The following is a 26,017-nucleotide window of genomic DNA, read 5'->3' as shown; positions in this document are numbered from 1 at the left end:
CAAGAGTTGTGATGATAGTCCCTATTTCTGTGCCTAATTTTCAGCAAGGAATGCAGTTTGATGTTACCAACTCCCCTGCTAGAAAGTGTGATCTTTGATCTTGAAGTGGTTCCATCCGATAAAGGAAGACCAGCAAAGATCACGATGGTCGGCGCTTTGCGACCAGGGAGTGATGATGCTCTGGAGTTGCGGGTATCCAGCAACCCGCTGCCTGCGCTGCAATCTCTAGATGAGTTGAGTGTTAATGCAGAGTATTTGATCGGGCACAACATCATTGAGCACGACTTACCGATCATTCAAGCGTTAGCTCCGCAGCTCTCGCTGCATGAACGGCCCGTAATCGATACGTTACGCCTTTCTCCTCTGGCCTTCCCACAGAACCCGTATCATCGACTGGTTAAAGACTACAAGCTCATTCGAGATAGCCTTAACTCGCCACTCTCTGATTGCCGCTCAACATTAGTCTTGGTTGAGGATCAGTTCCGGTCTTTCAGTCAGCTAAATGATCTCAATCCGCAGGAACTCTTGTGCTATCAAGCGCTGTTGGCACCGGGCATAAAGAGCGATCTGGGCGTTTTCTTCGCGTCGATAACTGGGCAGGCCCCGGTGGCCATATCCGAGCTCAAAACGCTGGTTTCGCAATTGCTGCAAGAGACGGATCCAGCCCTTCAGCGTGACTTGAAGGTATGCCGAGCACGGCTTGAGCAACTACTTGAGGAGGATTTACAGCGGGGGGACCTGCATTGGCCGTTGGCCTACGCACTGGCCTGGCTTCGTGTATCTGGCGGCAACTCGGTACTGGCGCCCTGGGTGCGACATCAGTTTCCAGAGGCCGGGCGGCTAATCTCCGAGCTGCGCGACGTGCCATGTCAGCGAGAGGATTGCCAGTACTGTCAGACGACTCATGACCCACGCCACGAGCTCAAACGCTACTTCGGCTTCCCTGATTTTCGCTATGAGCAGCCAGGGAAAAGTCTTCAGCACGATATCGTTTTGGCTGGCATGCGTGGACAGCACGTACTGGCTATCCTGGCGACCGGCGGGGGCAAGTCGCTGTGCTACCAGTTACCTGCGTTGAATCGCTTCCATCGTAACGGCAGCCTTACCGTCATCGTTTCGCCGTTGCAGTCGCTGATGAAGGATCAGGTCGACGGGCTGCTGGAGCGCAACGTCCAGTGCGCCGCAGCTCTGAATGGCCTGCTGACCATGCCGGAGCGCGCCGAGGTGCTGGAGAAGATTCAGATGGGCGACGTCGGCATATTGCTGGTGTCCCCCGAGCAGTTCCGCAACAAGGCTTTCCGGAGAGCGATTCGCCAGCGTCAGGTCGGTGCCTGGATTTTTGATGAGGCGCACTGCCTATCGAAATGGGGCAGCGACTTTCGGCCAGACTACCTTTATGTGTCCCGCTTCATCCGGGAGTACACCGCTGACCAACCGCTGGCGCAGATTGGTTGTTTTACCGCGACAGCCAAGCCCGATGTGCTCGCGGATATCCAGAGCCATTTCAGGGAAAGCCTGGGCATTGAATTCAAGGTGTTCCCCGGAGGGCACGAGCGAACCAATCTGCATTTTGATGTGCTGCCCTGCACCAAGGCAGAGAAGTGGTCGCGTACTGATGGATTATTGCGAGAGCACCTGGACGCTCAGGAGGGCGGTGCAGTCGTCTTCGTTTCCAGTCGCAAGAGTGCCGAGGAGCTGTCCGATTTTCTGATTGGCCAAGGGTGGCCTTGCAAGCACTTTCATGCCGGTCTTGAGCCCAACACCAAAACGGATATTCAGGACGATTTCAAGGCTGGGCAACTGAGAATCATCGTAGCTACCAACGCCTTCGGAATGGGCGTGGACAAGGCTGATATCCGTCTCGTCGTGCATGCCGACATACCAGGTTCGCTGGAGAACTACCTGCAGGAGGCGGGCAGGGCTGGGCGTGATCAGGGTGATGCACGCTGTGTGCTGTTGTACGACCCGCAGGACATCGAAACCCAGTTCGGCATGAGCGAGCGCTCGAAGCTCAGCATCCGCGACATCCAGCAGATCCTGCGCAAGTTGCGTAACGAGAGCAATCGGCGAAAGGGTGGCAAGCTGGTCATCACAGCGGGTGAAATCCTCTTGGACGATGACGTTGAAACCACCTTCTCCGCAGATGAGCGTGATGCTGAAACCAAGGTCGTTACGGCGGTTGCCTGGCTGGAGCGTGGTGATTACCTCAAGCGTGAGGAAAACCATACACAGATTTTCCCGGCACGGCTGGATGTGAGCGAGGAAGAGGCCGAGAAACGTTTGCTGAAGGCCGAGTTGCCGCAACGTCGATTGGAGGAGTTCAGGGCTATTCTGCGCTTTCTCTACGGGGCCGATACTGATGAACGGGTGAACACCGACCAGTTGATGCAGTTGACCAGTCTGGAATCGGAAGAGGTTGCCAGCGCACTCAAGCAATTAGAGGAGATGGGGCTGCTGGTCAACGACTCGCAGATAACCCTGTATGTGCGCCATGGTGTGACGGGGGCTTCCAGTCAGCGCCTGCAAAACACCCTGGAGCTGGAAAAGGCACTGCTGCAGTGCTTGCCAGAGCAGGCGCCGGATGCCGAGCAGGGTGGTTGGCAGGATCTGAATCTGCCGGCACTAACCGCTGAACTTAAGGCAACGACAGGGCTGGAGGAGCTGCTCCCGCTGCATGTGCTGCGGCTGTTGCGCAGCTTGGCCCAGGATCATGATGCCGATGATCAGCAACGCAGTAGCTTTGAACTCAGGCAACTCAATCGTGACTACCTCAAACTGCGCATCAAGGGTGGTCATTCCTGGGCGAAGATCGTTGGCTTTGGTGACGTGCGGCGTGTATTGGCTAGCAAGTTCCTGGAACTGTTGGTCGGTAAGCTACCGGCAGGATTGCGTGGCGCGGATCTGCTGGTCGAAACGAGTTTTGGCGAATTGCTCCAGGTTATCGAAAGTGACCTCGAGCTGCCGCATCTGATTCCGCCGAACAGGCGCCGTAAGGTGATTGAGCATGTCCTGCTCTATTTGCATCGGCAGGACATTTTGACCCTCAACCACGGCATGACGGTCATGCGACGAGCCATGACTATCGAGGTCAAGAAGGAAGACAAGCGCAAGACCTTCCTCAAGGAGGACTACTTGCGACTCGATGAGCACTACCGCGAGAAGCGCATCCAGGTTCATGTGATGCGTGAATACGCGGAAGTGGCGCTGAAGGAGATGGCTGAGGCGTTGCGCCTAGTGCTGGATTACTTCACCGACTCCAAGCAGGCGTTTATCAAGCGGCATTTTAATGGTCGGGAGGACGTGCTCAAGCTGGCGACCAGCGAGGAGTCATGGAAGTCGATTATCGAGTCGCTGAGCACTACTCAGAAACTGATAGTCGCCGACGATGACGACATCAACCGGCTGGTGCTGGCTGGGCCGGGCTCCGGCAAGACACGTGTGATCGTGCATCGCATCGCTTACCTGCTTCGGGTTCGGCGAGTGCCTGCGACCAGCATCGTGGCGCTGACCTTCAACCGCCATGCGGCGAACGAGATCCGCAAACGGCTGCTGGCCTTGGTCGGGGCCGATGCCTACGGTGTCAGCGTCCTGACCTATCACGGCATGGCCATGCGCTTGACCGGCACCCGTTTCGAGCGAGGCGCGACGGTCGACGAGCGAGCCCTCAAGCAGGTATTGAGCGATGCTGTCGAGTTGTTGGAGGGTAAGCGCAATATTGAGGGCGAGGACGACCTGCGCGAGCAGCTACTGCGCGGATACCGTTACATGCTGGTCGACGAATACCAGGACATCGACGACCTGCAATACCGTCTGGTCAGTGCTCTGGCTGGGCGGCACGCGGAGGAAGATGGCCGGTTGTGCATCATGGCGGTAGGCGATGATGACCAGAACATCTATGCCTGGCGTGATACCAACAATCGTTATATCGAGCGCTTCCGCGAGGACTATGAGGCGTCGACCAGCTTCCTGGTCGATAACTACCGTTCTTCCCTGCGCATCATTGAGGCGGCCAACCAACTCATTGGCCAGAATTCGGCTCGACTGAAAGAGGCCAATCCCATCCGGATCGACAGGGCTCGGCAGGAGCTGCCTGCCGGCGCGCTATGGGAAGAGCAGGATGAGCAGCGCAAAGGCCGGGTACTGAGATTGCTGATCGACCCGGGCGACCGTGAGCGCGGCAACCTGCAGGCACAGGCGGCCATGGTGGAGTTGGGACGGTTACTCGCGCTCGAACAGGGGAGCTGGAACGGCTGTGCGGTTCTGGCTCGGACGCACCGCTATCTGTGGCCGATCCAGGCCTGGTGCGAGCAGCACGATATTCGTTATTTCCTGGCAGCAGACAAGGAAACGGCGTTGCCCCTTACTCGGCAGCGCCGTTTCGTAGCTGCAATCGACTCTCTGCGAGAAATCGAAGGCACATTGTGCTCGGCTGACGCATGGCAGCGTTTGTCGGCTAGCAATCAACTGGTGGAAGCCGAGTGGAAGAGTTTTTTCCAGACGGCCTTTGAGCAAATGCGAGGAGAGTTGGGCGACTGCCAACTTGGCAGTGGTGCCTTGATCGACTGGCTGTACGACTACGCCCGTGAATTGCGCCAACAGCCGAAGGAAGGCCTCTATCTTGGCACCGTGCATTCGGCCAAAGGGCTGGAGTTCCGCCATGTCGTCCTGCTGGATGGCGGTTGGAGCGCTCAGGTCGATACCCTGGCCGATGAGCGACGTTTGTACTACGTGGGGATGACGCGAGCCGAGCAGACCCTGACGTTGTGCGAGTTCGCTGACGGCAACCCATTCAGCCGCAGCCTGATGAGGGATGTTCATCAGCATGAGTTTCAGGGACAACCTCTTCCTGAGTTGGAGGTTCGCTTTCAGCAACTCACGCTGAAGGAGATCGACATTGGTTTTGCCGGCCGTCAATCACCGCATGCCCGGATACACAAGGCGGTTGAGGCGCTTCGCGAGGGTGATCCGCTGACGCTGAAGGAAGAGGCTGGCCGCTATCAACTGCTCGACAGGCAAGGCAACCTGGTAGGGCGAACCGCCAAGTCATTCCAGCCACAGATCGGCTTCGATCAATGCGAAGTCGCGGCCGTCATGGTTCGGTTTGCCGAGGATGGTGAGGAGCAGTATAGGGATTTGAATAAGTGTGAACGGTGGGAGGTGGTTGTGCCGAGAGGGAGAGGGTAGGTGCTACGCTGGACAGGTAGCATGCGGATATTTTGGGAGTTGGCTGTGAGGACGAAATCTTTAATACTGGCGATCGGCCTGCATTGAGTAGAGAGTGGATTGGAAATGGCAAGGAAGCGCAGAGGTAGAGGGAAGCCCAATTTATCTGGCGGATTGATCCTCGGGGCTATCGTGCTGGGCCTTCTCGCTTCTATTCCTAAGCAGGCTTGGATGGTTTTGATCGGCGTAGCGATTATCGGCTTTGGCGTATGGTTGATAGTGAGGTTCTCCGATAAACCGTCAGCCGTAGCTTCCCCTCCTAGCAAGCGACCCTCCTCTTCGAAGGCAACACGGTCAGACAATGCAGCTCTGTCCCATGGTTTGACATTTTCTCTAGATGAAATCGTTCCCTTAGAGGCAAATACGCTCACTCCTACTCAGAAAACGGCTTCGGCTCAGGCCCCAGCGTCATCGTCTGAGAGGACAGATAGCGCCGGGCTATTTACCGTGACGCTTGAGGTATCGGAGCGGCCGTCCCATCGAATCCCAAGTGCGCCTGCTGATTTGGCTGTTTCTAAAGCGCGTTGGTTACCTCAGGACGAGTTCATCGAGATTGCCGGAGAGAAGATTTCAGGCGGGATGATTTATGTCGGCGAGGATCGGAACAACCGTTATGGCTCCTCGGAGCCCAGCCTGATCAACCCCAAGCTTAAGGTCGCGCGAGGTATTGTAGATATCGCCGAGCGCCTTACTTCCTACTGGTCGAGCTACGACGGCATCTCCCCCGAAGCACGACGTGCTTACCTGCAATGGCTATCCAGCGGTCGGAAAGCCCCGCATGCCAACATCGGCTACGTCTTCCTGTTCTTCTATGGTCTGGAACGCAGGGTGTTTGTCGATGCGAAGACGGATCGAGCAGCGGCCGCCGAGACTCCCAGTATCATTGCCGAAGTCGAGAGATTGCTCTCAATTTATGGTGGGAATCATTCCTTCAACAACTATGCAAGCCGCTTCGTGGACTTCCTTCGTCAGGGCGCGATGCCTACTCGACGCTATCTGGAAACACCACCAACACCATTGCCTTACGGCTACGAAATGCCTATCGAGTTGCGTATAGGCTTGGGGCAGTTGGCCGTCGATAAGCATCCGCTACCAGCCAACTGGGCATTGGCCTGGGTGCTATCCGATCACAGCATCGGAAAACGGACACCCGTAACTCGCTGTGAAGATGCATTTGCCCGCTTGTTTCATATGCGCTACGAAGAGCGGTATGGCGCAGGGATAGTCCTCCCACAGAACAAAACTCGGTTGAAATTTCAGTACAACACCGCCTCTGCGGGGTTACCTTCCCAGGAATTGGATGGCCTATCCGAAATTCCCGATGTAACTGCCACCTCTGCAGCGCGGAAAAAGCTGCAGCAACTGGTCGACGAATGTACGGTGCAATTGGAGCCATACAGCCGTTATCTCGGCCGCAATCCTGGCGTACCAGATGCACTGGAAGGGCTCCTACAATTACCTGTTAGCCTCTGGCCTGCGGGCGCTCGGGTAGAGCTTGATGAGTTGAAGCAACGCATCGGCGACGGCATGGTGGTCATGAGCTTTGGTGAGCTGGCGGGGCGGCTGCAGAGTGCAGGAGCCTTGTCGCGAGACAAAGTCCTCACATTGGCCAGGGCTTTGGAATCATTGCATATTGGTATCGAGCCGGATGTACTGGCTGGCAGCAGAACGCCCAAGCCTGAGGATCGCGTGGCGCTCTTCGCGACCCAGGCTGAAGATGGTGATCTACGCGCTTCACCGGCCTACAGCGCCGCTTCTGTTACTTTGGATCTCGCCTGCGCTGTGGCGGCTGCCGATGGCGACACCTCGCCGAAGGAAATCATGCTGCTATCTCAGCATGTCGATTCTTGGAGTCACCTAAGTGGTGCGCATCGGAAGCGTCTGAAGGCCCATTTGCGTCTGCAGCTCAACCAGCCACCAACTTTGCAGAGTCTGAAGAAGAAGCTGGAGCCGCTGGCCGACTCGGCGAGGAGCGCAGTGGCGGCATTCCTTGCCCACCTGGCGCAAGTAGATGGTGAAGTTAGCCCAGCAGAGGTGAAGCTGCTTGAGCGTGTCTACAAGGCCCTACAATTAGATTCGCAATCGTTGTACAGCGACCTTCATGTCGCAGCCAGTGGCAATCCTACTGGCTCATTGCAGGCCACGCATGCTGCTCCTGGGGCAACTCAGTCCAAGACCACTGGCGGCTTTGCTTTGGATCACGATCGCATTGCTCAACTGCAGCGTGAGACCGAACAAGTGTCAGCGCTGTTGGCTCAGGTCTTTATCGACGAGCAGCCTGTTGAGCCGGAGGAGGTCTCCATTGAAGAGGCCGGTGAGGATACCTCTGGCGTCTGCGGATTGGATGCCGATATCTCTGCCTTTCTACGTGTGCTTGTATCCCGTAATGAGTGGGCGCGAGACGAGTTGGAGGCGGTGGCAAGCGATATGGAGCTCATGCTCGATGGGGCATTGGAGCAGATCAATGACATGGCCTTCGAGCATTTCGATATGCCCGTCACTGAGGGTGAAGATCCCTTCGAAATCAATCCAGACATCATGGAAAAACTACCGCTATGAGCAGCATCAGAGCCAAGGATCGCGATGCGGTCATTCAATCCCTGAGAGCCGGCGTTGTTCCGCGGGCAGGCCAACACCTGATTCAGGTCGGACGTGCCGGTGAACTTGAAGCGCTCATTCGTGACGTTGAGCGCTTGGCCGAGAGCGGCGCCGCATTCCGGGTGGTGATTGGGGAATATGGCGCGGGCAAGACATTCTTCCTCAATCTGGTGCGTTCCATTGCAATGGAACGCAAGCTCGTCACCATGCATGCGGACTTGAATCCGGATCGCCGTCTACACGCTACTGGTGGGCAAGCACGTTCGCTGTATGCCGAGCTAGCGAAGAACATGGCTACCCGTACTAAGCCAGATGGCGGTGCCTTGCAGGGAATCGTCGAGAAGTTCATCTCTCAGGCTAAGACCGAGGCCAAGGCATCCGGCAAAGGCAGTGAGGTAGTGATTCGTGAGCATCTCGCTCAATTGACCGAGATGGTCAATGGCTACGATTTTGCCGAGGTGATCGCTGCTTACTGTAAAGGTTTTGAAGAAGGCAAGGAGCAGCTCAAAGCCGATGCGATTCGTTGGTTGCGTGGCGAGTTCACTACAAGAACTGATGCGAGATCTGCTCTGGGTGTGCGAACCATTGTTGACGATGCGTCCGTCTACGATCAGCTCAAGCTGCTTGCTCGATTTGTCCGGCTGGCGGGCTTCAATGGTCTCATGGTGTGCCTGGATGAACTGGTCAATTTGTACAAGCTCTCCAATACACAGGCTCGCAACGCTAACTACGAGCAGATCCTGCGTATCCTCAACGACTCTCTGCAGGGGGCAGCAGAGGGGCTTGGTTTCGTGCTGGGGGGTACCCCCGAGTTCCTGATGGATACTCGCCGCGGCCTTTACAGCTATCCGGCCCTGCAGTCGCGTCTAGCGGAAAATAGTTTCGCCAAGTCCGGGCTGGTGGATCTCTCCGGGCCTGTTATCCGGCTCGTCAGCCTGACGCCTGAGGATTTCTACGTGCTGCTCCAGAAACTACGCCATGTCTATGCTGCGGGCGATAGCCAGCGGTACTTGCTGCCTGATGAGGCATTGCCGCTGTTCATGGGGCACTGCAATCAGCGGCTGGGAGAGGCCTACTTCCGTACCCCGAGGACTACCATCACCGCATTCATTAACCTTTTGGCGGTGTTGGAGCAGAACCCTGGAGCTGACTGGCGAAGCCTGCTGGGAGCTGTAGAAATTGCGCCGGATAGAGGTGGCGAGACCGATACTCAAGTAGATGCTGACGATGAGCTTGCCACCTTCCAGCTCTGAGTCGACTGGGTTCACACTACTCGAGCCAAGAATTCAGCGCTGGATCTGGGCCGAGGGCTGGACGTCTCTGCGGGACGCTCAGGAGCGCGCTATTCCAGCCCTCCTGGGGGCGGATCAGGATGTCATCATCGCGGCCGCGACAGCGGCGGGGAAAACCGAAGCTGCTTTCCTGCCCATTCTCACCAACCTTCTGCAGGAGGGCTTGCCTGGAGCCGTGCTGTATATCAGTCCGCTGAAGGCGCTGATCAACGACCAATGGGATCGCCTGAGCAGGCTTTGTGATGAGTTAGAGCTGCCTGTTATCGCCTGGCATGGAGATATCTCCGCAAGCCGCAAGCACCGTTTTCTAAAGTCCCCGCAAGGTATTCTGCTAATCACGCCGGAGTCGCTTGAGGCGCTATTCGTGAACAGGGGAACAAGCCTCGCTGGGCTGTTTGCAAATCTGCGCTACCTGGTAGTGGATGAGCTGCATGCCTTCATCGGCAGCGAGCGGGGCAAGCAACTGCAGTCCCTCATGCATCGTGTGGAGTTGGTCATTGATCGACCTCTACCCAGAGTAGGGCTTTCTGCGACGCTCGGAGACATGATGCTGGCTGCAGCTTTCCTGCGTCCCAGCGCTCCCCAGCATGTATCGGTGATTGAGTCGAAGGGGGCTAGCCAGGTACTGAAGGTTCAAATCAGGGGATATGAGGAGACTCGACAGAACCTATCGGCGATATCTGAGGGTGAAGAGGTCTTCTCTGCTGATCATGCCATTGCAGAACATCTCTTTCAGGTGTTGAGGGGTAGCAATAACCTGATCTTTCCCAATAGCCGATCCCAGGTGGAGTGGTTCGCCGATAATCTGCGGCGACGTTGCGAGCAGGATGGCGTGCCGAACGAGTTCTGGCCACATCACGGGAGTTTGGCGAAGGATATTCGCGAGGAAACCGAGAAAGCTCTGAAAGCTGGTGATCGACCTGCCACTGCAGTTTGCACCACAACACTAGAACTCGGGGTGGACATTGGCAGCATCAAGACGGTAGCGCAGATCGGGCCTCCACCATCAGTTGCCAGCCTCCGCCAGCGCTTGGGGCGATCCGGTCGCCGTCCAGGTGAGGCAGCCACTCTCCGAAGCTACTGTAAGGAGCGGCAGTTGGATGATGGCTCTCCATTGTCGGATCGGCTTCGCCAAGGCCTGGTGCAGAGCATCGCTATGATCAGGTTGCTAATGCAAGGATGGTTTGAACCGCCTCGTGTTCAGGGCCTGCATTTGTCGACGTTAGTACAGCAGTGCCTTTCGGTGATCGCCCAGCGAGGCGGGGCAACGGCAGCAGAGCTGTGGAGCACTCTGATTCGAAGTGGCCCGTTCGCCGGAGTCGAGCAGGGCAGTTTCCTTAGCTTGCTTCGTACCCTTGGTGAGCGCGATTTGATCACTCAGGAAGCATCGGGCCTCCTACTGCCCGGAGTGCTGGGTGAGCGCATGATCAATCATTACGACTTCTACAGTGCATTCGTCAGCAACGAGGAGTTCCGTCTGGTATGCGATGGCAAACCGCTTGGAGCATTGCCGGTATCCAGACCGCTGACCGTCGATCAATGCGTCATCTTCGCTGGGCGCCGCTGGCGGGTCACCAATGTGGATACCGAGGCCAAGGTCATCGTAGTGAGGCCCGACCCTGGTGGTGCGCCTCCGTCTTTCGACGGGCTTGGGGCTCGTGTACATGACCGTGTCAGGCAAGAGATGAGGGCGGTCTTACTTGAAACGGACACCTATCTCTATCTTGATACTGCCGCTCAGACACTCTTGACCGAGGCTCGTAGCGCCTTCTCGGATCTTGGGTTGGCGCACTCGAGCATGATCGAAAGTGGGGGCAAGACTTACCTCTTCACCTGGCAAGGCGATTGGACGAACGATGCTCTGGCCATCTTGTTAACTCATACCGGACTACTCAGCGAAAACATCGGCTTGGTCATTGAGGTAGAGGCGGATAGGGTTTCGCTTGAGAGCAAGCTGCAAGAGATAGCTGGTTGGGGTGGTATCGATGAGCCTACCGTCTTGTGCGACGTACAGAACATGGTTCAAGAAAAATGGGATTGGACGCTTCCTCCAGCGTTACTCATGCGGTCGTATGCCACGATGCATCTGGAGTTTGAGGGAGCAAAAGGGCTGGTAAACGGATTGTTGGGCGCTGTCGATGCAGGCGTAAAAAAGAGTTGAGCGACCCTCTAAAGCAGCCAGTGGCCTTTACCATCCAGGTACGGAATGGAATGAGTGCGGCTGACGAGCCGCGAGTGAGAGAGACCTAGCGAATATTCAATCTCGATGTTAGGGCAGCTGATAGAAGACGAGTTGAACCTTGCCTGTCTCTTCCCTTTGCGACTGCCACTCACCACACGCTAGAGAGGAGAAGAGAGTAGCTTGCTTTGCCCTCCTAGAAAGTAAAAGAGCTGCTGCGGGTGATGTAGGTGCTCTATAACTTAAGGGACAGACCTGTGAGCGGAACCTTCCACTTTACAAGGGATTGCCCGCATTCAAGAATCAACCAGGCAACTCCATCGTATACCTCACGAAACTTATTGAACCCTTCCTGGGCGCCAGGGTTTGTTTTGCCATAAATGGTGTACTGTGGGAATTCGATTCTAATCTCGCGATAGTCTCTGTGGCTCTGAATTAAACCCGTTACGGAAATTGGACTATTGTCTATTATGTTTTCTGAGATTGCTTTGGTAGCAATGATGAAGGCATCTGGGTTGTCATAGTGTTTAATAATGATCGGTACTAAGCTTGCATCCCGCTCTTCGGTGACACCTATTCCAATGTAGCTGTTGCCTTCTTTAGGTACATAGAACTCAAGTCCGTCACATTCGATTTGGTAGACTGCATCATCGACATTTCTGATGCCAATCGCCAGTGTTCGCTCCCAGTTTATATCGATCAAGCCCAACGATTTTCCGGGCTTAAGCTCGCGAAGCTCTTCTTTGTAGGCAATTACCAGCATGGCATAGCCCAGTCTGTCGCCTTTATCAATCAAACAGAAAGCCTGGCCGCGCTTGGCGATAGGGTTTTCGGGTGTGAATTTTAGGCAGCGTTCAAACAACTTGAGTGCTGCGTCGTAGTCACCGTAGAAGCGCTTTAATTCGCCTTTGTGCGAAAGCGCTTGTGGCTGGCCTGGGTTCAAGATAAGAGCATGCTCAATATGCTCGAGTGCTAGGCTGAAACTTCCTAGATTGTAAAGGCAGACAGAAAGATTCAGGTGTGCATCACTAAGGTTGGGATTGATCTGGATAGCTTTTTCGAAGAACTCAGTTGCCTTTTCAAGGTTCTTCAGCTGCATATGAGCGACACCGACGTTGTAGAGAATAAACGGGTCAGCCGGCTTATGCGTATTAGCAGCACATAGTAGTTCGAGCGCAAGGTCAAGGTCGCCTAGGTCTGCCTGCAGCGTGCCCTTAATAGCCAGCGCATCGCCGCAACGTGGGGTGATTTTTAGTGCTTTTTCGCAGTACAGCAAAGCTTCGTTGTGCTTGCCCATTACCTGGAGCAATGCAGCGCAATTGACTAACAACTGCTCTGATTCGAAAGCATTGGCTAGAGTCAGGTAAATGTCTAGGGCCGCATCATATCGCTCGTCTTTCAACGCTCGCTGAGCGATGCTTAGCTTTTCATCCACTGATTGCAAAAGCTGGTGTTGGTCGATGTTCATTCGCCACAAGAAATCGAGTTGGCAGGAGTGGCCTGTGACGGACGCGAACGAGCGACCGTGTTTTTTTAGTAAGTCGAGAACCGAGTGGCCGAGGATATAGCTGCGGTCTTTGCGGGCCGCGGCTACCATGCGGTAGAGCTCGTTCAGGCAATTGTCAGTATCAATACAAAGCTTGTGGGCTGCTCCTTGCACAACCAACTGAGCAGCGACGCGTTGTTCCAGGCCATCTTCTTGAATGATGTTAATTGACCACGAGTGAGGAATGGAGTTGATCCGGCCCTGGTCAAACCCGTGCTTTTTCAGTATGTGATCAAATTCCTTTGATACTTTAATTTTGCTAGTAGATGCTTCAGGCGAGAGTTGCTGATTTCGGAGGTGTTTCAGATATTTCCAGAAATTCCATAGTTCTTTGTTTACGGTTGAGCCAATGAGTAGCTTGTCATCTCCCATCTGATCCTTGGCTAATAGCACTGTCAGAGTTTCATTTTTTACTTGGCAGGCTATCTTTCGCTCTTTGAAAAGTAAGCAAAAATCATCATCGGTTTCTATGCCGATTGCTTGGAAATTTGGATCTGCGAAATGTTGAAGAAGGAGTAGCATTGCACAATGATCTTGGTAGTCAAATCCATTGGAAGCATTGGCGCCGCCAGTTTTATTTTTGCCGAAATAATTATCATTATTCATGTTTGGTGCTCGTTGTGATAGTTGCGTTGGCTGTGCGTTTGAAACGTATCGGTGGATAATCAAGCTTACGGATAAGGAAGCAATAGTTGTGCGAGTTGCATCCCTGCCCAAGGTGGGCTGTGGAATGATGTTGGAGTGAGTTTCGAGCTACTAACTTACTGGTCTTGCCAAGAGAATTATCTCTAAGCTTTCGCCTAGTAGCCGCCAAGCCTCGGTTTTCTCCTTCGCATAATCGTGGTGTAGGTAGTGTCGGCGCACCTTGGATCCGCCCAAGAGGTGATTCTGGCAGCGATCAATGATCTCCAGCGTGACACCCAGTTCCTGCATCATCGTCGCTCCAGTGCGCCGCAAGTCATGCGGTGTCCATTCACCCTTGGTGCCTTTGCTCAGCACCAGTGAGTCGTCATGGTGACGGCCTGTCAGGGGCTTGCTGCGGTTCTTGAATCGGCACTGCCGGTCGCCGATCAGCTTGCTGACCGTCTTGGTGTCGACGTGGCTTTTCTCGTCCTTGCTGGGGAAGCAGAACGGGGTGTGACCGGTTTCATCTTTCAGGCGCTTGAACTGGTTCAATGCGAAAGGCGACAGGAACACGTGGTGATCCTGGCGTTTGCCCTTGTGTCCCTTGGTGGCTTCGGCAGGAATGAACCAGGTGCCTTTTTCCAGATCGACGTGGCGCCATTCGGACTTGAGCAGTTCTCCGATGCGGCAGAGGGTGCTCAGGCAGATCCAGACGGCGCATTGCACGCGTGGGTTGACCGGGCGGATGCCGGAGTATTTCTGGCCGGCGGGGAGGGCGTCGTAGTCGTGCTCCAGGCGGGCGAAGATGTCGCGTAGTTCGCGGATTTCGTCGGGGGAGAGCAGGCGGTCGCGTTGTTCCTGGTAGTCGTGGTCGAGGAGTTTGTTGACGTCTACCAGGTCGGCGGGGTTGCCGTCGGCCATGAGGCCGCGCCAGGGTTTGCGCTTCTCGGCCCAGCGCAGCATCTGGCCGATGTCGTTGTTGCGGATCACGACGGTGCGGTTCAGGCCGCGAATCTTGATCGAGCGCAGAACGGAGAGCAGGTCTTTCTCGCTGAGGTTGCGCAGCGGCTTTTTGCCAATGAGGGGGAGCACGTCCTTGGTGAAGCTGCGGCGGAGCTCGGCGTTGCCGTCTTGGCGGGATACACCGTCTTGCATCCACTCTTCGAAAAGGTCGGCGACCGTCTTGTTCTCCGCGGCCTGGCGCTCGGCCTCGGCAATGGTGGCGGCGATGGCGGCTTGGGCTTCGATCTTGGCGGCTTTGCGGGCAGTGGTGGGATCGATGCCCTTGGTGACGGTCGCCCTGACTTCGTCGCGCTCGGCGCGGATCTGCGCCAGCGACTTCTTGGGCCAACTGCCCAGGCGATGATCACGCTTGGCTCCATCGAGTTTGAACTCGTAGCGAAATAGGACGGTAACCCCGCGTACACCCGCACGCACCTTGGCGACCAGGCCGCCGTCTTCGCGCAACGTTTTGCCGTCATCGGTCGAGGTGAGCGCCTCCAATTGCTTCGCCGTCAGTTTTGCCACTTCCTACCCCTTGCCTGATTCGGTCGTCCTGGAATTTTGCCCCACTTTTGCCCCACCGAATCGCTCGGCTGTCGGTGGATGCTGGTGGATCGTGATGGACGCCAATATAGCCTGTATGCCTCGTATTTAATAGGTTGTAGGCGTTCCGATAGCGTCCGTGGGGTTCCATGGGAATCCAATAAATAAGCGCATGGGGTGCAAGGGGTAGAGTGTTCGAATCACTCCGTCCCGACCAAAAACCCTAAAAATCCAGCCATCTAATGATGGCTGGATTTTTTATGCCTGATAGTTTTCGAGTGCTTCCTAATTTTGCTCCACCGGTGCCTTGATATGGATCATCGTATGAAGGTATTGGTGAGAGAGGCTCTTCGTCTCATTGAGGTGAACTTCAACTAGCCTATAAGCCAAGTAATAGATTCTGACGGGAAGGGCATCAATGGGCTGTCCGCAGGTGTGTAGTGGCGCGACGTTGCAGTGCAGTTTTGGCGCAGCGCCGAGCGTGTTGAACGTGTTGCCACAGAACCGCATGCTCACGTCGGGCATGCCAGCGGCGAACATCATGGATCACATCCCGCTGGTGAACATCCTGCCTTTCGGCATGTGTATGAGCCCGGCCAATCCGATGGTGGCGGCGGCCACTGCGGCGGCGTTGGGGGTGTTGACGCCCATGCCTTGCATACCGGCTACGGCAACGCCCTGGATACCCGGTGCGCCGACCATGCTGCTGGGCAATATGCCTTCGCTGGATTCCAACTGCACGTTGATGTGCAACTGGGCCGGGGTGATCAAGGTGGTGGTGCCTGGTCAGATGCAGATGCTGATTCCTTAGCAGATCGTCTTTCAACAGCCTGCTAGGCCTCGGCCGATTCGTTCCACCTTCTCCACCACCAACGCAGCCGCGACATGGGTTTGCCGTCGGCGTCCAGTGGTCGGCCGTCTTCGGCGAAGCCCTGGCCTTCGTCCAGTGGCTTGCCGTTGAGGTAGCGGCTGCGATGCGCTGTCTGGCCGTTGCCATGAAAACGCTGGTAGAGGCCGTCACGCACGCCATCGCGATACAGCTCCACTTCTGCCAGGGCGCCGTCCGGATAGTAGCTGCTGGCTTCACCGTGCATCAGACCCTGACGATAGCTGACCTTGCGCTGCAGCCAGCCTTCGGCGGCGAAGTACTGGGCCACGCCATGCAGGCGACCGTCGGTGTAGGGCAGTTGCGCCGATACCTGGCCGTTGGGGTGGTAGAGGATGCTGGGGCCGTGCAGCAGGCCGTTGACGTAGCCAAGCTGGGCCTGCGGGCGGCCAGCTTCCTGGATGCGTACCGTGCCATCAAGGGCGCCGTCCTGTAGTTTGCCCTGGAGGCGGCTGTCGCCACGGGTGAGGTCGAGGTTGCCGTTGGCCATGGGTGCCTCAGTTGACCTTCACCAGGCCGCCCTTGATGGTCAGCATGCCGCCGCCATCCACGGTCTGTTCGGCGGCGGCCTTGTTGGTCAGGCTGACGCCGGCGTCGTTGGTCAGTGTGGTGCCGGCCTTGTTGTCCAGGGAGGTGCCAGCCTGGTTGGTGAGCGAGGTGCCGGCCTTGTCGGTGAGCGCCATGCCGGCCTGGGTGGTGAGGTTCTTGTCGCTCTTGGCGGTGAAATCGCCGCCGCTCTGCAAGGTGAGAGTGCCGGTTACCTTGATGGTGAGGTTGCCGTCCACGGTCAGCTCGTAATTGCCACTGACCTTGTGGTTATAGTTGCCGCCGGTGCTGTGGGTCTGGTCGGCGCCGACGCTGACGGTGCGACTGTCTTTCACGTCGAGGCTGTCGCTGCCGGTCTGGATGGTCACCGTGCGCTTGCCCTTCTCCAGGGTGATGCTCTCGTCGCCTTCCTTCACCGTGCGGGTGCGGGCGTTCTGCACCGTGAGGGTTTCATCGTGGCCGATGGTGGCGGTGCTGTCGTTGAGCACGTTGACCTTCATGTCCTTCTGCGCCTGGAGGAAGACTTCCTCGGCGTCCTTCTTGTCCTCGAAGCGCAGTTCGTTGAAGCCGCCCCCGCCCTTGGAGGAATTGGTCTTGATGCCGGATTGGGTCTGATTGTCCGGCAAGGCGTAGGGCAGGGTGTTGTCGCCGTTGTAGACACAGCCGGTGACCAGCGGGCGATCCGGGTCGCCGTCGATGAAGGTGACGATTACCTCCTGGCCTATGCGCGGAATGAACTGCATGCCGAAGCCCTTGCCGCTCCAGGGCAGCACCACGCGTACCCAGCAGGACGAGGTCTCATCGTTCTTACCGTCGCGATCCCAGGGGAACTGGATCTTGATGCGGCCATACTGGTCAGTCCAGATATCTTCACCAGCCTTGCCCACCACCTGCGCGGTCTGGGTGTGCATGTGTGGCTTGGGCGTGAGCCGTGGCGGGCGGTAGGCGGTGGCCTTGGGGATGGCTTCGAAGCGGTTGCGGTAGTGCTCGTGGCTGGCGTCATGGGTGACGGCGGTCACCACCCAGTCGATATTGAGGCTGGCATCGTCATGCCCGGTGAGAGTGAACCAGTGGCCGGGCACCAGCCAGCGGCAGTCGCTTTCGCCGATCAGGCGCTTCTCCTGGCTGCGCAGCCCGTCCACGCGCTGCTTGGTCAAGGCATCGCCCCGCGCCTTGGCAATGTAGCCGCCAGGGTGCTCGTACATCGACAACGGCCCGGCCACCGCCTCGGCCTGGCTGTAGAGCGAGGTGGTGGGGGTGGTGAATGCATAGTCCGTGGCGCAGTACACCCCGCTCACCGCTTGCACGCTGTACTGCGCCGAGCGGATGCCGTGCAGCTCGCGCACGCCGATGCCCTGGCCCAGGTAGGGCACCTTCGGCCCGTTGGGGATCGGCACGAAGGCATCGCTGCTGTCGCCCAGCACCAGCGTGTGCTTGCCGTCCTCGTGGGTGAAGAACCAGAAGATGCCTTCCTCCTCCAGCAACCGCGAGACGAAGGCAAAGTCGGTTTCGCCGTACTGCACACAGTACTCGCGCGGCTCGTAGCTGCCAGTTAGCGACAGCTTGAAATCGGTGAAGCCGTGGGCCTTGAAGATGGTGGTGACGATGTCGCTGGTGGACAGGTTCTGGAAGACTCGGTTGTTGCTGGCGAGCGTTAGCCACCAGAGCCAGGGGCGTAGCACCACTTGGTAGCGGTCGGCGGTGGCATCGGCGGGGAGCTGGCGGATCTCTGCGACCAGGGCATCGAGGGGGTGCTGGTTGGCGTCGTTGTGCAGGATGGCGGTGATATGCGTGGCTACGGCACTGCTCAACGTCAGCGCGATGGCGCTGTCGCCATTGAGCGTCAGGCTGCCCAACTCGTTCAACGCCTCGTCCCCGGAAAGCGTCTGGGGGTAAAGATCCGTCAGGGCGGAGGCACTGAGGGAGAGGCTGGTGGTGGTGTCGGTGGGGCGGGGCATTATAAGCTCGTTTGGGTTGTTGTGCCGTGGGGCGGTCAGTAAATAAGTCAGTCCCCTTTTGCTTCGCTTGGTCCTCTTTTGCTTGCCATTTTTAAAATCACCATGGCGGCGTGCCAAACTCTACACGAGTCAGTAATGGATTTAGCGTAAGAATATCGTTGATGGTAAGACGTTCTACTTGGAGCGCCACTCCCTGTGCTGGAGCATTAGCAGGGCCATTGTGCCCAAGTGAAAGCAATTCATACCCGTTGCCTGTAGCCAATGCCACGTGGGCAATATAATCAATACCTGCGGCTGAAAAAAGCACCAAATCTCCCTTGCTTGGATAACTTCCGAAGGCTCGCAATGGCGCCAGTTTATTAAAGTAGTAACGGTTTAGCGCTCCTCGGATGGAATTGTTGTTGGGTTGATTGTGCTGAGCATTTGCTCGGAATAAATCGTCAATTACGCGCCATATAGTATTGCCGGCAATTCCCGACAGATGTGCAGCCCACAATACAATCTCGTAGCAGGAGATCGGTGTTGTCATGATCTCACCCTGAAACGCCCCTCCTTGAGGTGAAAAGCTTGTGGCGATAGTCATTTGTCCAGGCGCCCACATAAAACCAAAGCCTTCAAGTTGCGCGAGGCGATCACATACGGCTGGTGCAGGCATAACTTGTCTCCAGTTTTAAAGGAATGACTAATACTCGAATAAGATCTTTGCAGGATGTCTTATAAATTGCCAAATCCTGAGAGCTCGTACGTTTAACACATGGCAAAAAATGAAAATCAGTTGGTGTGCTTAGTCCTGGTAATTCACGTAAAAATCAAAATTTTTCTGCTCAGCATCTAATTAGCTGCTTTCGGTTAATTCTTCTCAGGGATTGAATGTGCGATCTTTGTTTGTCAGGCTATTTTTTTGCCAAAGGCATTTTCTTTAAGGTTTTCGGAGAATGAAATGCTTTTCAGCATGTAGTAGAGCTCCTCAGACATTAATAATCTTTCGCTTAATCTGGTGTCTTTTCTGATAGTTTCCATGAATTCAAGAAGTTTCTTTGCGGTTTGCACCTTGCTTTGTATGAGCGTTTCAATTGCTGGTGGATTTTCAAAGTAACTAAGTGCCTCTTCGATTTGTTGGTTTAGTTTTATATTGGAGTCAACTACATAGCTCCTGAATTCAATAAAGGCTTGCTCTTCGTTGGTAAGCACTCGGGCCTCATCGGCTTCGTCGTCTAGAGATACATTTTGGAGATGTAAAGAGGCGAAAAACATTTCATGGGGATGTCCTCTTTTAGTATGCGATCGATGCCCTTTGTCAGGGTTGAGAACATCCCAGCTCTTAATGGCAAAGCCATGGCTGATCAATGCCAGTACACTCAGTCTGTTGGTAAGCGCTCCGGGCTGTCCTCCATAGAGCTGCAGTATTTTCATTCTGATGTTAATTGAGTGCGATTTGATAAATTTTATTAGCTTGCTAGAGCAGGCAACGCAAGGTGACTTTGATATTTTGATTGTGATGTATGCGGCTTCCTTGTTGTAATTTTGGAGATCCAGTATTTCCTTGTAAACGCTGGTGGAGACAAACTCCTCCCATGCTGCCATGAAGTTGTCTTCAGCGTGGTCTCCATTATGGGATTCAGAGTTTATTTTGTAGATTTTTTCTGGCCCAGCATTTATGAAGCTTCCAAAAATAAAGCCACAGAATTTTACAAGTGCAAGGACGCTGTACTCGGATTGTAGTGTGTTCGGATTGGAAGTTCCGCCCTTGGTAATCGGGTCAAACGTAAAGTTTGCATATACGAGTGCGCCCTTGTTGTTTTTGACTGCCTCATCAAGGCTGCTTACAAAGTAAGTTCCGTACTTACCTTTCTCCATGGCGGCTCTCCCTAAGTTACTCCAACACCCATTCCGCCAACTTCCCCGTCACCTGCGCCATCAACACATTCTCAATATCCCGTGCTCCGGCCGAACTGCACTTGGCGAGCACAGCCTTGACGATGGCCGGGTCGAAGTCGAATTGCTTGCCGGTGGCGGCCTTGTAGCGTTCCCGCAGTTTTTCCAGCTTGGCCAGGACGATGCCTTCCAGCGTCGCTTCGTCCAGCGGGCGGTAGGGCACCACGGTCATGCGGGCGAGGAAGGCGGGGCGGAAGGCCTGTAGAAGTACCTTGTGCAGGCGCTCATTGAAGGCGTCGCTGCCAAGCTGGTCGGTGGGGGTGTCCAGCACCAGTTCGGAGCCGACGTTGCTGGTGGCGAGCATTACGGTGTTCTTGAAGTCCACCACCAGGCCGGTGCCATCCTCCATCACGCCTTTGTCGAAGACGTTGTAGAAGGCTTCCAACACATCGGGGTGGGCCTTCTCGATTTCGTCCAGCAGTACCACGGAGTAGGGGCGGCGGCGCACGGCTTCGGTGAGCACGCCGCCGGTGCCGTAGCCGACATACCCGGGCGGAGCGCCCTTGAGTTGGCTGACGGTATGGGCCTCCTGGTACTCGGAGAGGTTGATGCTGATGAGGTTGCGCTCACCGCCGTAGAGCGCGTCGGCCAGGGAGTAGGCAGTCTCGGTCTTGCCGACGCCAGTGGGGCCGACCAGCAGAAATACACCCACCGGCTTGGCCGGGTCGGTGAGGCCGGCGCGGTAGGCCTGGATGCGTTGGGCGATGGTGGCCAGGGCGCTGTCCTGGCCCATGACCCGTTGGCCCAGGCGCAGGCCGAGGGTACGCACGGCATAAGCTTCGTCGGCGAGCATCTTGCCTATGGGAATGCCGGTCCAGCCAGCGATTACGGCAGCGACGATGCGCGAGTCCACCTGTTCGGGTACTAGTGGATCGTCCTGGCGGATAGCCTCAAGTCCCGCCTCCAGTCGCGCCAGTTCTGCGGCTAGATAGTCACTGCGTTCGTCCAGTGCTTCGTCGGGTTGGCTGGTGTCAGTATTTTCGCTGAGGGCGAGCAATTCACGGCGGGCTTCCAACAATTCGCGCACGGCTCCGCGCTCTTCGCTCCAGCGGGTTTCCAACTCTTTGATGGCGCTGCGGTTGCCGGTGGACTCTTGCTCCAGAGCGTTGATTCGCTCGCGATGGTCTAGGCCGGTGGTCTGTTCACGGCGCAGGCGCTGTAGTTCTTCGCTCACTGCCACTTCGCGGTGGCGCAGGCTTTCCAGTGGTGGCGGTACGTCGTGCTGGCCGAGGGAGACGCGGGCGCAGGCGGTGTCGAGCACGCTGATGGCCTTGTCCGGTAACTGGCGGCCGGAGATGTAGCGGTGGGAGAGCTTGACTGCGTCCTGAATGGCGCTGTCGAGCACCTGCACGCCGTGGTGCTGCTCCAGCTTGGCGGCGACACCGCGTAGCATTTCCACGGCGGTGGCCTCGTCAGGCTCCTCCACTTGCACCAGCTGGAAACGGCGGGCCAGGGCGGGATCCTTCTCGAAGTACTTCTTGTATTCCAGCCAGGTAGTGGCGGCCAGAGTGCGCAGTTCGCCCCTGGCCAGGGCCGGTTTGAGCAGGTTGGCGGCGTCGCTGCCGCCTTCGCTGCCACCGGCACCGATCAGGGTGTGGGCTTCGTCGATGAACAGGATGATTGGTTGCTCGCTGTTGCGTACGGCGTCGATCACGCCTTTTAGGCGCTGCTCGAACTCACCCTTGACCCCGGCGCCGGCCTGCAGCAGGCCGAGGTCGAGCACACGCAGGATGACGTTCTGCAAAGGTGGAGGCACGTCGCCGGCGGCGATACGCAGGGCCAGGCCTTCGACCACGGCAGTCTTGCCGACGCCGGGCGCGCCCACCAGGATCGGGTTGTTCTGCCGCCGACGCAGGAGGATGTCGATGCTTTGACGGATCTCGCTGTCGCGCCCAACGATGGGGTCGATGCGCCCGGCATGGGCATCGGCGGTGAGATCCTGGGTGTATTGGTCGAGCACGCTGTCCTGGGGTGGTTCCTGGGGATGGCGAACCTTGCCTGCTGGGTTGGGGCCACCGCTGTATTCTCGGGAGGCTTGAGTCCATTCCAGCAGGTTGGCGCGCAGGGCTTCACGAGGAATGCGCAGCAGCGAGGAGGCGCTGTTGAGTAGCAGGCTGCGGCGTTCGTCGCGATCGAGCAGGGCGAGTAGTAATAGGCCGGAGCGGATGCTCGACTGACCCTGCACACTGGCCTGAACCACCGCGTCTTCCAACAGACCGATGGTCTGGGCGGAAAGCGCAGGGGTACGGGTGCTGCCGGCCTTGAACAGTTCCAGTGCACGGTTGATTTCGGTGGCTACGCTGTCGCGCTCCAGGCCGAAGCGAGGCAGCAACCAGGTGAGGTCACCGCCTTCTATGTCGAGCAACTCCAGTAGCAGGTGCTCGATCTCTACATAGTGGTGGGTGCGTTGCAGGCAGCGCTGGGCAGCACGCTCCAAGGCACGGCGGCTGTCTGCGTTGAGGCGGCCGATCAGCGCGGCGAGTTCCATCAGGGCATCTCCTTGAGCCGCAGGCGGGTGTCAATGCGTTGCAGAGTGCTGCCCGCAGCCAGATGCAGGCCGCCGCTCCAGCACAGGCGCGGCGGTTGCCGGCGGTTCAGGCATAGGGGGGCGCCTGGGCGCACCAGCAGGCGCAGGTGGCAATCCAGGTCGGGGCCGAGGTAGAGGCCGGTGAGGTCGGCAAGCCGCTGGTGCTGCGCACCTCCGGGCAGGTAGGCGTTAGCTTGCTCGGTACTCAGCGGGCCAAGAGTGAGGCGGATGCCTGCGTGCTCGTCCCAGACTCGAGTGCCGGCGATTGCGTCACAACCCAGGCCGAGGTTACGGCCGCCGCGTTGCAGGCGGCTGCGGCTGGCAGGGGGGATAGCGCGCCATGCACCCTGGTAGGCCTCGTAGTCCACTGCCACGTCAAACTGGTGGCGTACCAATATGGCTAAACCGGCTAGAGAGCGGCGCGGGCCGTTGAACAGTGCTGCGCGGGCCGTCACGGCGGCGTCCGGCAGATCCATGCGCTGCTGCAGGCGGCGCGGCAGCAGGCCGGCCAGGGCCAGTAGCGACGGATGCACGGGGGCCTGTTCGGGCGGCAGGAAGCCGAGTGCCAGGCGATGGCGGCCCAGCACCCGATAGAGCTGGGCAAGCAGGCGGTTCTGAAACAGGTCAAGGAATTCCGCAGGGCCGTGGTCTTTGTGGCGCGCGCGCTGCTGCAGCCATTCCTGGTAGGCGTAGGGCAGGGGGCCGTCGGGGCCGCCGAGGCCGAATACAGCAGTGCTGAGGACGGGCGCTTGCCCGGGTTGCTCCTCCAAGCGTTCCACCTGGCTGGCGGAGAAGGTCGGCGTGAGTGGCCCGCGCAAGCGCAGGGCTTCATCGTCCGGGCTGCTACCCTGGCCCAGCGGCGTGGCATCGGGCTGCTCGCGTTCCAGCAGCAGCAGGGCCTGGAGAAATTCGAAGGCCTGGGGCTTCTCGCGTAGACGTTGGCTCAGAGGCTGAGGGGTTTGCCGGCCTGGGGCTGCCATGTCCGAACCTCCTTGTCAGCGTCGACCAGCACCGTGCGCAAGAAGCGGTTGGGTGTGGCATAGAGGGAGAAGAATTGCGCCAGCACGGCGGAGAACAGCACTGCGCTAGCACCGGCGAAATGCTGCGGGTCAAGGTGGATACGCACCTCCAGGCCGTTGCGCCAGCCGCGCCAGGCGTCCTCGCCGACCCGGGCCATCACCCGGAGGCAGGTGAGTTCCTTCAGCCCGTCTACCTGGCGCCGTGGCCCAGCCTCGTCGCGCAGGTTGTGCAGATGCAGCAGCTCGCGCAACGCGTCGAGAGCCTTGGGGCCTTCGACCAGGGACAGGTGGTTGAGGCTCAGTTGGGATACCAGGCGCCAGCGCGAGGGGCCGGAAAGGTGCGGCAGACTCTGCGGCGTGGGCGGTGCCAGCAGGCTAGCCAGGGCAACCGGGCCAGGGCGCTCGAAACTCAGGCGGGTGCCGGATTGCAGGTTCTCGGCCAGGTGTCGGTTGGTGCAGAGCAGTTCGGCGGTGAGGCTGTACTCGGGGGCGTCGTGCCGCGGGTCGAAGGCAGTGTCCACCAGGCTTAGCAACAGGTCGCTGCCGGGGCGTGCAGGGTTCAGTCCCTGGATGCGACGGGCATGCCAGTACAAGCCTTCGCCTGCGTGGTTGTGGCCGTAGTAGGCCGGCACTTGGCGTACCCCTTGTGGGGTTACGGCACGCATGTTGCGAATGCTGTGGATCTCTACGCTGTTCTCACGATGGGCATCGGCCACCAGGCGGTATTCGCTGCGGGTGCCGTCCGGACGCAATGGTTCTGAGGTGCGTGGGAACAGGTTGATGGCCGGGGCACAGCCCAGGCGCAGTTCGCTGGCCTGCAGGTGCGGCCTGCCCACCGGAGCGCGGTCGAAAGCGATCAGCACCTGGCAGTCGCGTCCGCCGTTGGCAGGCGGCAGCAGCGGCAGGTCGAAGAAGGCGAATTTGTCGGGGAAGGCGAAGTACTCCGCCAGCAGGCGCAGGCCAGGGTGCTGGCAGTCCTCGTCGGGCAGTAGCGCCTGGTCGTCGGCGAAGCCCACCGGGGCGACTTCGCCAAGCACCTTTTGCAATGGGCCTGTCGGCGCGCCGCTCCACACCCCGAGACTATGAGCACCGAGCAGGTCGTATAGGTTGGCGTTGGTCATTGGTGAGGCGGCCAGGTGCACTCGCAGGCGGCGCACCGGCAGTTGCGCCCAGTCGAATTCGCCGAGGCATTCCAGGGTCAGGCGCAGGGCCGAGCGCGCGCGCGGGTGACCGGAGAAGGCCACGGCGGCGTCGCCGTCGAGCAAGGTCGCCTCACGGATGCGTAACGGCCAGAGCACCGATTCGGCGGTGGTGCGCAGGTGCACGCTGGCACCGTCGCGAGTGGTGACGAACAAAGGTGTGTCGCGGGGCAGGGCGTAGCCCTCGGCAAGGCTGCCTTGAGTCGGATCCGGCTCGAACTGCACGATGGCGCAGGAAGGCAGGGGGCGCAGGGCTAGCGGATAGAGCTGTTCCAGCAGGGCGTCACTGAATTCAGCGTAATCGTCATCGAGGCGCCGGTGCAGTCTCGCGCTGAGCAGCGCGAAGCCTTCCAGCAGCCTTTCTACGTGGGGATCCGGGCATTCGCCGGGGGCCAGTTCCAGACGCCGCGCCACTTTTGGGTAGCGCTGGGCGAAGCCGCTGCCGGCGTGGCGCAGCCAGGTGAGTTCGCGCTGGTAGTAGTCCAGCAGATCGGCATCAATCGAGTCGCTCATGGTGTACCTCCAGGCCGTCGTTATTGGGGGCGAGGAGGAACAGCGCTGGCCAGGTACGACGACCGCTGCGCAGCTGCCCAGCCAGGCGGATGCCGAGGCGCTGGGGCTGGTCGGGGAGTGACTCGACGTCGATCTCGCTCAGTTGCAGGCGTGGCTCGAAGTGCTGCACGGCAGCACGCAATTCCCGCAGCAACAGGCGGCGGTCATCGACCCGCAGAGCCTGCAGGGCGCTCCAGTCGGCGATACCGTAGTCGAGTATGGTGAGCTGCTGCCCATTGGCGCGTGAGGGACGACGGGTATTGAGCAGACGCGATAACTCCAGGCGGACGGACTCAGCCAACGCATCGCGGTCGAAGTCCGGCGCCTCGTCCGCCTGGGCGGAGAGACGCTCGAACAGGGGGGGCAGCAGCCCGCTGTAAGGCATGGA

General features: G+C 58.0%; 16 protein-coding genes. 5 read left to right on the top strand and 11 right to left on the bottom strand.

Annotated elements, in window-relative coordinates:
- The first annotated feature begins 60 nt into the window (after positions 1-60).
- The 4 genes from C7A17_RS26110 (at position 61) to C7A17_RS26095 (ending at position 11,274) form a co-directional block, all read left to right on the top strand.
- A complete protein-coding gene (locus C7A17_RS26110; protein ID WP_106742382.1) occupies positions 61-5,184 on the top strand; it encodes a RecQ family ATP-dependent DNA helicase in 5,124 nt (1,707 codons plus the stop codon).
- Positions 5,185-5,289: 105 nt separating this feature from the next.
- A complete protein-coding gene (locus C7A17_RS26105) occupies positions 5,290-7,782 on the top strand; it encodes a tellurite resistance TerB family protein (RefSeq protein ID WP_106742379.1) in 2,493 nt (830 codons plus the stop codon).
- A complete protein-coding gene (locus C7A17_RS26100; RefSeq protein ID WP_106742377.1) occupies positions 7,779-9,074 on the top strand; it encodes an ATP-binding protein in 1,296 nt (431 codons plus the stop codon). Before C7A17_RS26105 ends, C7A17_RS26100 begins: the two co-directional genes overlap by 4 nt.
- Complete coding sequence (locus tag C7A17_RS26095; protein ID WP_106743195.1) at positions 9,049-11,274, top strand: DEAD/DEAH box helicase; 2,226 nt, start codon at positions 9,049-9,051, stop codon at positions 11,272-11,274. Before C7A17_RS26100 ends, C7A17_RS26095 begins: the two co-directional genes overlap by 26 nt.
- A 253-nt stretch (positions 11,275-11,527) precedes the next feature.
- On the opposite strand, the gene C7A17_RS26090 is transcribed toward C7A17_RS26095, so the two are convergent.
- The 3 genes from C7A17_RS26090 to C7A17_RS27170 all read right to left on the bottom strand — a co-directional run bounded on the left by C7A17_RS26090 (position 11,528) and on the right by C7A17_RS27170 (position 15,550).
- Positions 11,528-13,444, bottom strand: a complete 1,917-nt coding sequence (locus C7A17_RS26090) for a tetratricopeptide repeat protein (protein ID WP_106742374.1) — start codon at positions 13,442-13,444, stop codon at positions 11,528-11,530.
- 150 nt (positions 13,445-13,594) lie between these two features.
- Positions 13,595-14,989, bottom strand: a complete 1,395-nt coding sequence (locus C7A17_RS26085) for a tyrosine-type recombinase/integrase (RefSeq protein ID WP_106742372.1) — start codon at positions 14,987-14,989, stop codon at positions 13,595-13,597.
- A gap of 303 nt (positions 14,990-15,292) precedes the next feature.
- On the bottom strand, positions 15,293-15,550 hold the full coding sequence (locus C7A17_RS27170) for a hypothetical protein (protein ID WP_234035980.1): 258 nt from the start codon (positions 15,548-15,550) through the stop codon (positions 15,293-15,295).
- On the opposite strand from C7A17_RS27170, the gene C7A17_RS26080 reads away from it, so the two are divergent.
- Entirely contained in the window at positions 15,441-15,818 is a 378-nt protein-coding gene (locus C7A17_RS26080) for a DUF4280 domain-containing protein (RefSeq protein WP_234035975.1), read from the top strand. The two genes, C7A17_RS27170 and C7A17_RS26080, sit on opposite strands and share 110 nt — an antisense overlap.
- Positions 15,819-15,840: 22 nt before the next feature.
- Here the strand turns inward: C7A17_RS26080 and C7A17_RS26075 are convergent, their stop codons facing one another.
- The 8 genes from C7A17_RS26075 to tssE form a co-directional block, all read right to left on the bottom strand.
- On the bottom strand, positions 15,841-16,383 hold the full coding sequence (locus C7A17_RS26075) for a toxin-antitoxin system YwqK family antitoxin (RefSeq protein ID WP_106742367.1): 543 nt from the start codon (positions 16,381-16,383) through the stop codon (positions 15,841-15,843).
- 7 nt (positions 16,384-16,390) lie between these two features.
- Positions 16,391-18,397: a type VI secretion system Vgr family protein gene (locus C7A17_RS26070; RefSeq protein WP_106742365.1), complete on the bottom strand. Its 2,007-nt coding sequence runs from the start codon at positions 18,395-18,397 to the stop codon at positions 16,391-16,393.
- A gap of 97 nt (positions 18,398-18,494) precedes the next feature.
- A complete protein-coding gene (locus C7A17_RS26875) occupies positions 18,495-19,052 on the bottom strand; it encodes a hypothetical protein (protein ID WP_158704712.1) in 558 nt (185 codons plus the stop codon).
- 233 nt (positions 19,053-19,285) lie between these two features.
- A complete protein-coding gene (locus C7A17_RS26065) occupies positions 19,286-20,254 on the bottom strand; it encodes a hypothetical protein (RefSeq protein WP_106742363.1) in 969 nt (322 codons plus the stop codon).
- A gap of 16 nt (positions 20,255-20,270) precedes the next feature.
- Positions 20,271-22,820, bottom strand: a complete 2,550-nt coding sequence (tssH, locus tag C7A17_RS26060) for a type VI secretion system ATPase TssH (protein ID WP_106742360.1) — start codon at positions 22,818-22,820, stop codon at positions 20,271-20,273.
- Positions 22,820-23,839 (bottom strand): type VI secretion system baseplate subunit TssG, encoded by a 1,020-nt coding sequence (gene tssG / locus C7A17_RS26055; protein WP_106742357.1) that lies wholly within the window; start codon positions 23,837-23,839, stop codon positions 22,820-22,822. The genes tssH and tssG overlap by 1 nt, the downstream gene beginning before the upstream one ends.
- Positions 23,803-25,590, bottom strand: coding sequence for a type VI secretion system baseplate subunit TssF (gene tssF / locus C7A17_RS26050; protein WP_106742354.1), 1,788 nt, complete (start codon positions 25,588-25,590; stop codon positions 23,803-23,805). Before tssF ends, tssG begins: the two co-directional genes overlap by 37 nt.
- Positions 25,574-26,014 carry a type VI secretion system baseplate subunit TssE gene (gene tssE, locus C7A17_RS26045; protein ID WP_106742352.1) on the bottom strand — a complete coding sequence of 147 codons (441 nt, stop codon included), beginning with the start codon at positions 26,012-26,014 and terminating at the stop codon, positions 25,574-25,576. The genes tssF and tssE overlap by 17 nt, the downstream gene beginning before the upstream one ends.
- Positions 26,015-26,017 lie beyond the last annotated feature (3 nt).

The sequence above is a fragment of the Pseudomonas mendocina genome (assembly GCF_003008615.1).
GTDB lineage: Bacteria > Pseudomonadota > Gammaproteobacteria > Pseudomonadales > Pseudomonadaceae > Aquipseudomonas > Aquipseudomonas mendocina_C.
The sequence above is the reverse complement of the archived record's forward strand: the minus strand, read 5'-3'. Positions and strand labels throughout refer to the sequence as shown.

What these genes read in the sequence shown, in the direction of transcription:
- C7A17_RS26105 (WP_106742379.1), top strand. Translation starts at nt 5,290, where the DNA reads ATGGCAAGGAAGCGCAGAGGTAGAGGGAAGCCCAATTTATCTGGCGGA.
- C7A17_RS26875 (WP_158704712.1), bottom strand. Translation starts at nt 19,052, where the DNA reads ATGCCTGCACCAGCCGTATGTGATCGCCTCGCGCAACTTGAAGGCTTT.
- C7A17_RS26110 (WP_106742382.1), top strand. Translation starts at nt 61, where the DNA reads ATGTTACCAACTCCCCTGCTAGAAAGTGTGATCTTTGATCTTGAAGTG.
- C7A17_RS26075 (WP_106742367.1), bottom strand. Translation starts at nt 16,383, where the DNA reads ATGGCCAACGGCAACCTCGACCTCACCCGTGGCGACAGCCGCCTCCAG.
- C7A17_RS27170 (WP_234035980.1), bottom strand. Translation starts at nt 15,550, where the DNA reads ATGATGTTCGCCGCTGGCATGCCCGACGTGAGCATGCGGTTCTGTGGC.
- C7A17_RS26070 (WP_106742365.1), bottom strand. Translation starts at nt 18,397, where the DNA reads ATGCCCCGCCCCACCGACACCACCACCAGCCTCTCCCTCAGTGCCTCC.
- tssF (WP_106742354.1), bottom strand. Translation starts at nt 25,590, where the DNA reads ATGAGCGACTCGATTGATGCCGATCTGCTGGACTACTACCAGCGCGAA.
- C7A17_RS26065 (WP_106742363.1), bottom strand. Translation starts at nt 20,254, where the DNA reads ATGGAGAAAGGTAAGTACGGAACTTACTTTGTAAGCAGCCTTGATGAG.
- C7A17_RS26100 (WP_106742377.1), top strand. Translation starts at nt 7,779, where the DNA reads ATGAGCAGCATCAGAGCCAAGGATCGCGATGCGGTCATTCAATCCCTG.
- tssE (WP_106742352.1), bottom strand. Translation starts at nt 26,014, where the DNA reads ATGCCTTACAGCGGGCTGCTGCCCCCCCTGTTCGAGCGTCTCTCCGCC.
- C7A17_RS26090 (WP_106742374.1), bottom strand. Translation starts at nt 13,444, where the DNA reads ATGAATAATGATAATTATTTCGGCAAAAATAAAACTGGCGGCGCCAAT.
- tssG (WP_106742357.1), bottom strand. Translation starts at nt 23,839, where the DNA reads ATGGCAGCCCCAGGCCGGCAAACCCCTCAGCCTCTGAGCCAACGTCTA.
- tssH (WP_106742360.1), bottom strand. Translation starts at nt 22,820, where the DNA reads ATGGAACTCGCCGCGCTGATCGGCCGCCTCAACGCAGACAGCCGCCGT.
- C7A17_RS26095 (WP_106743195.1), top strand. Translation starts at nt 9,049, where the DNA reads ATGAGCTTGCCACCTTCCAGCTCTGAGTCGACTGGGTTCACACTACTC.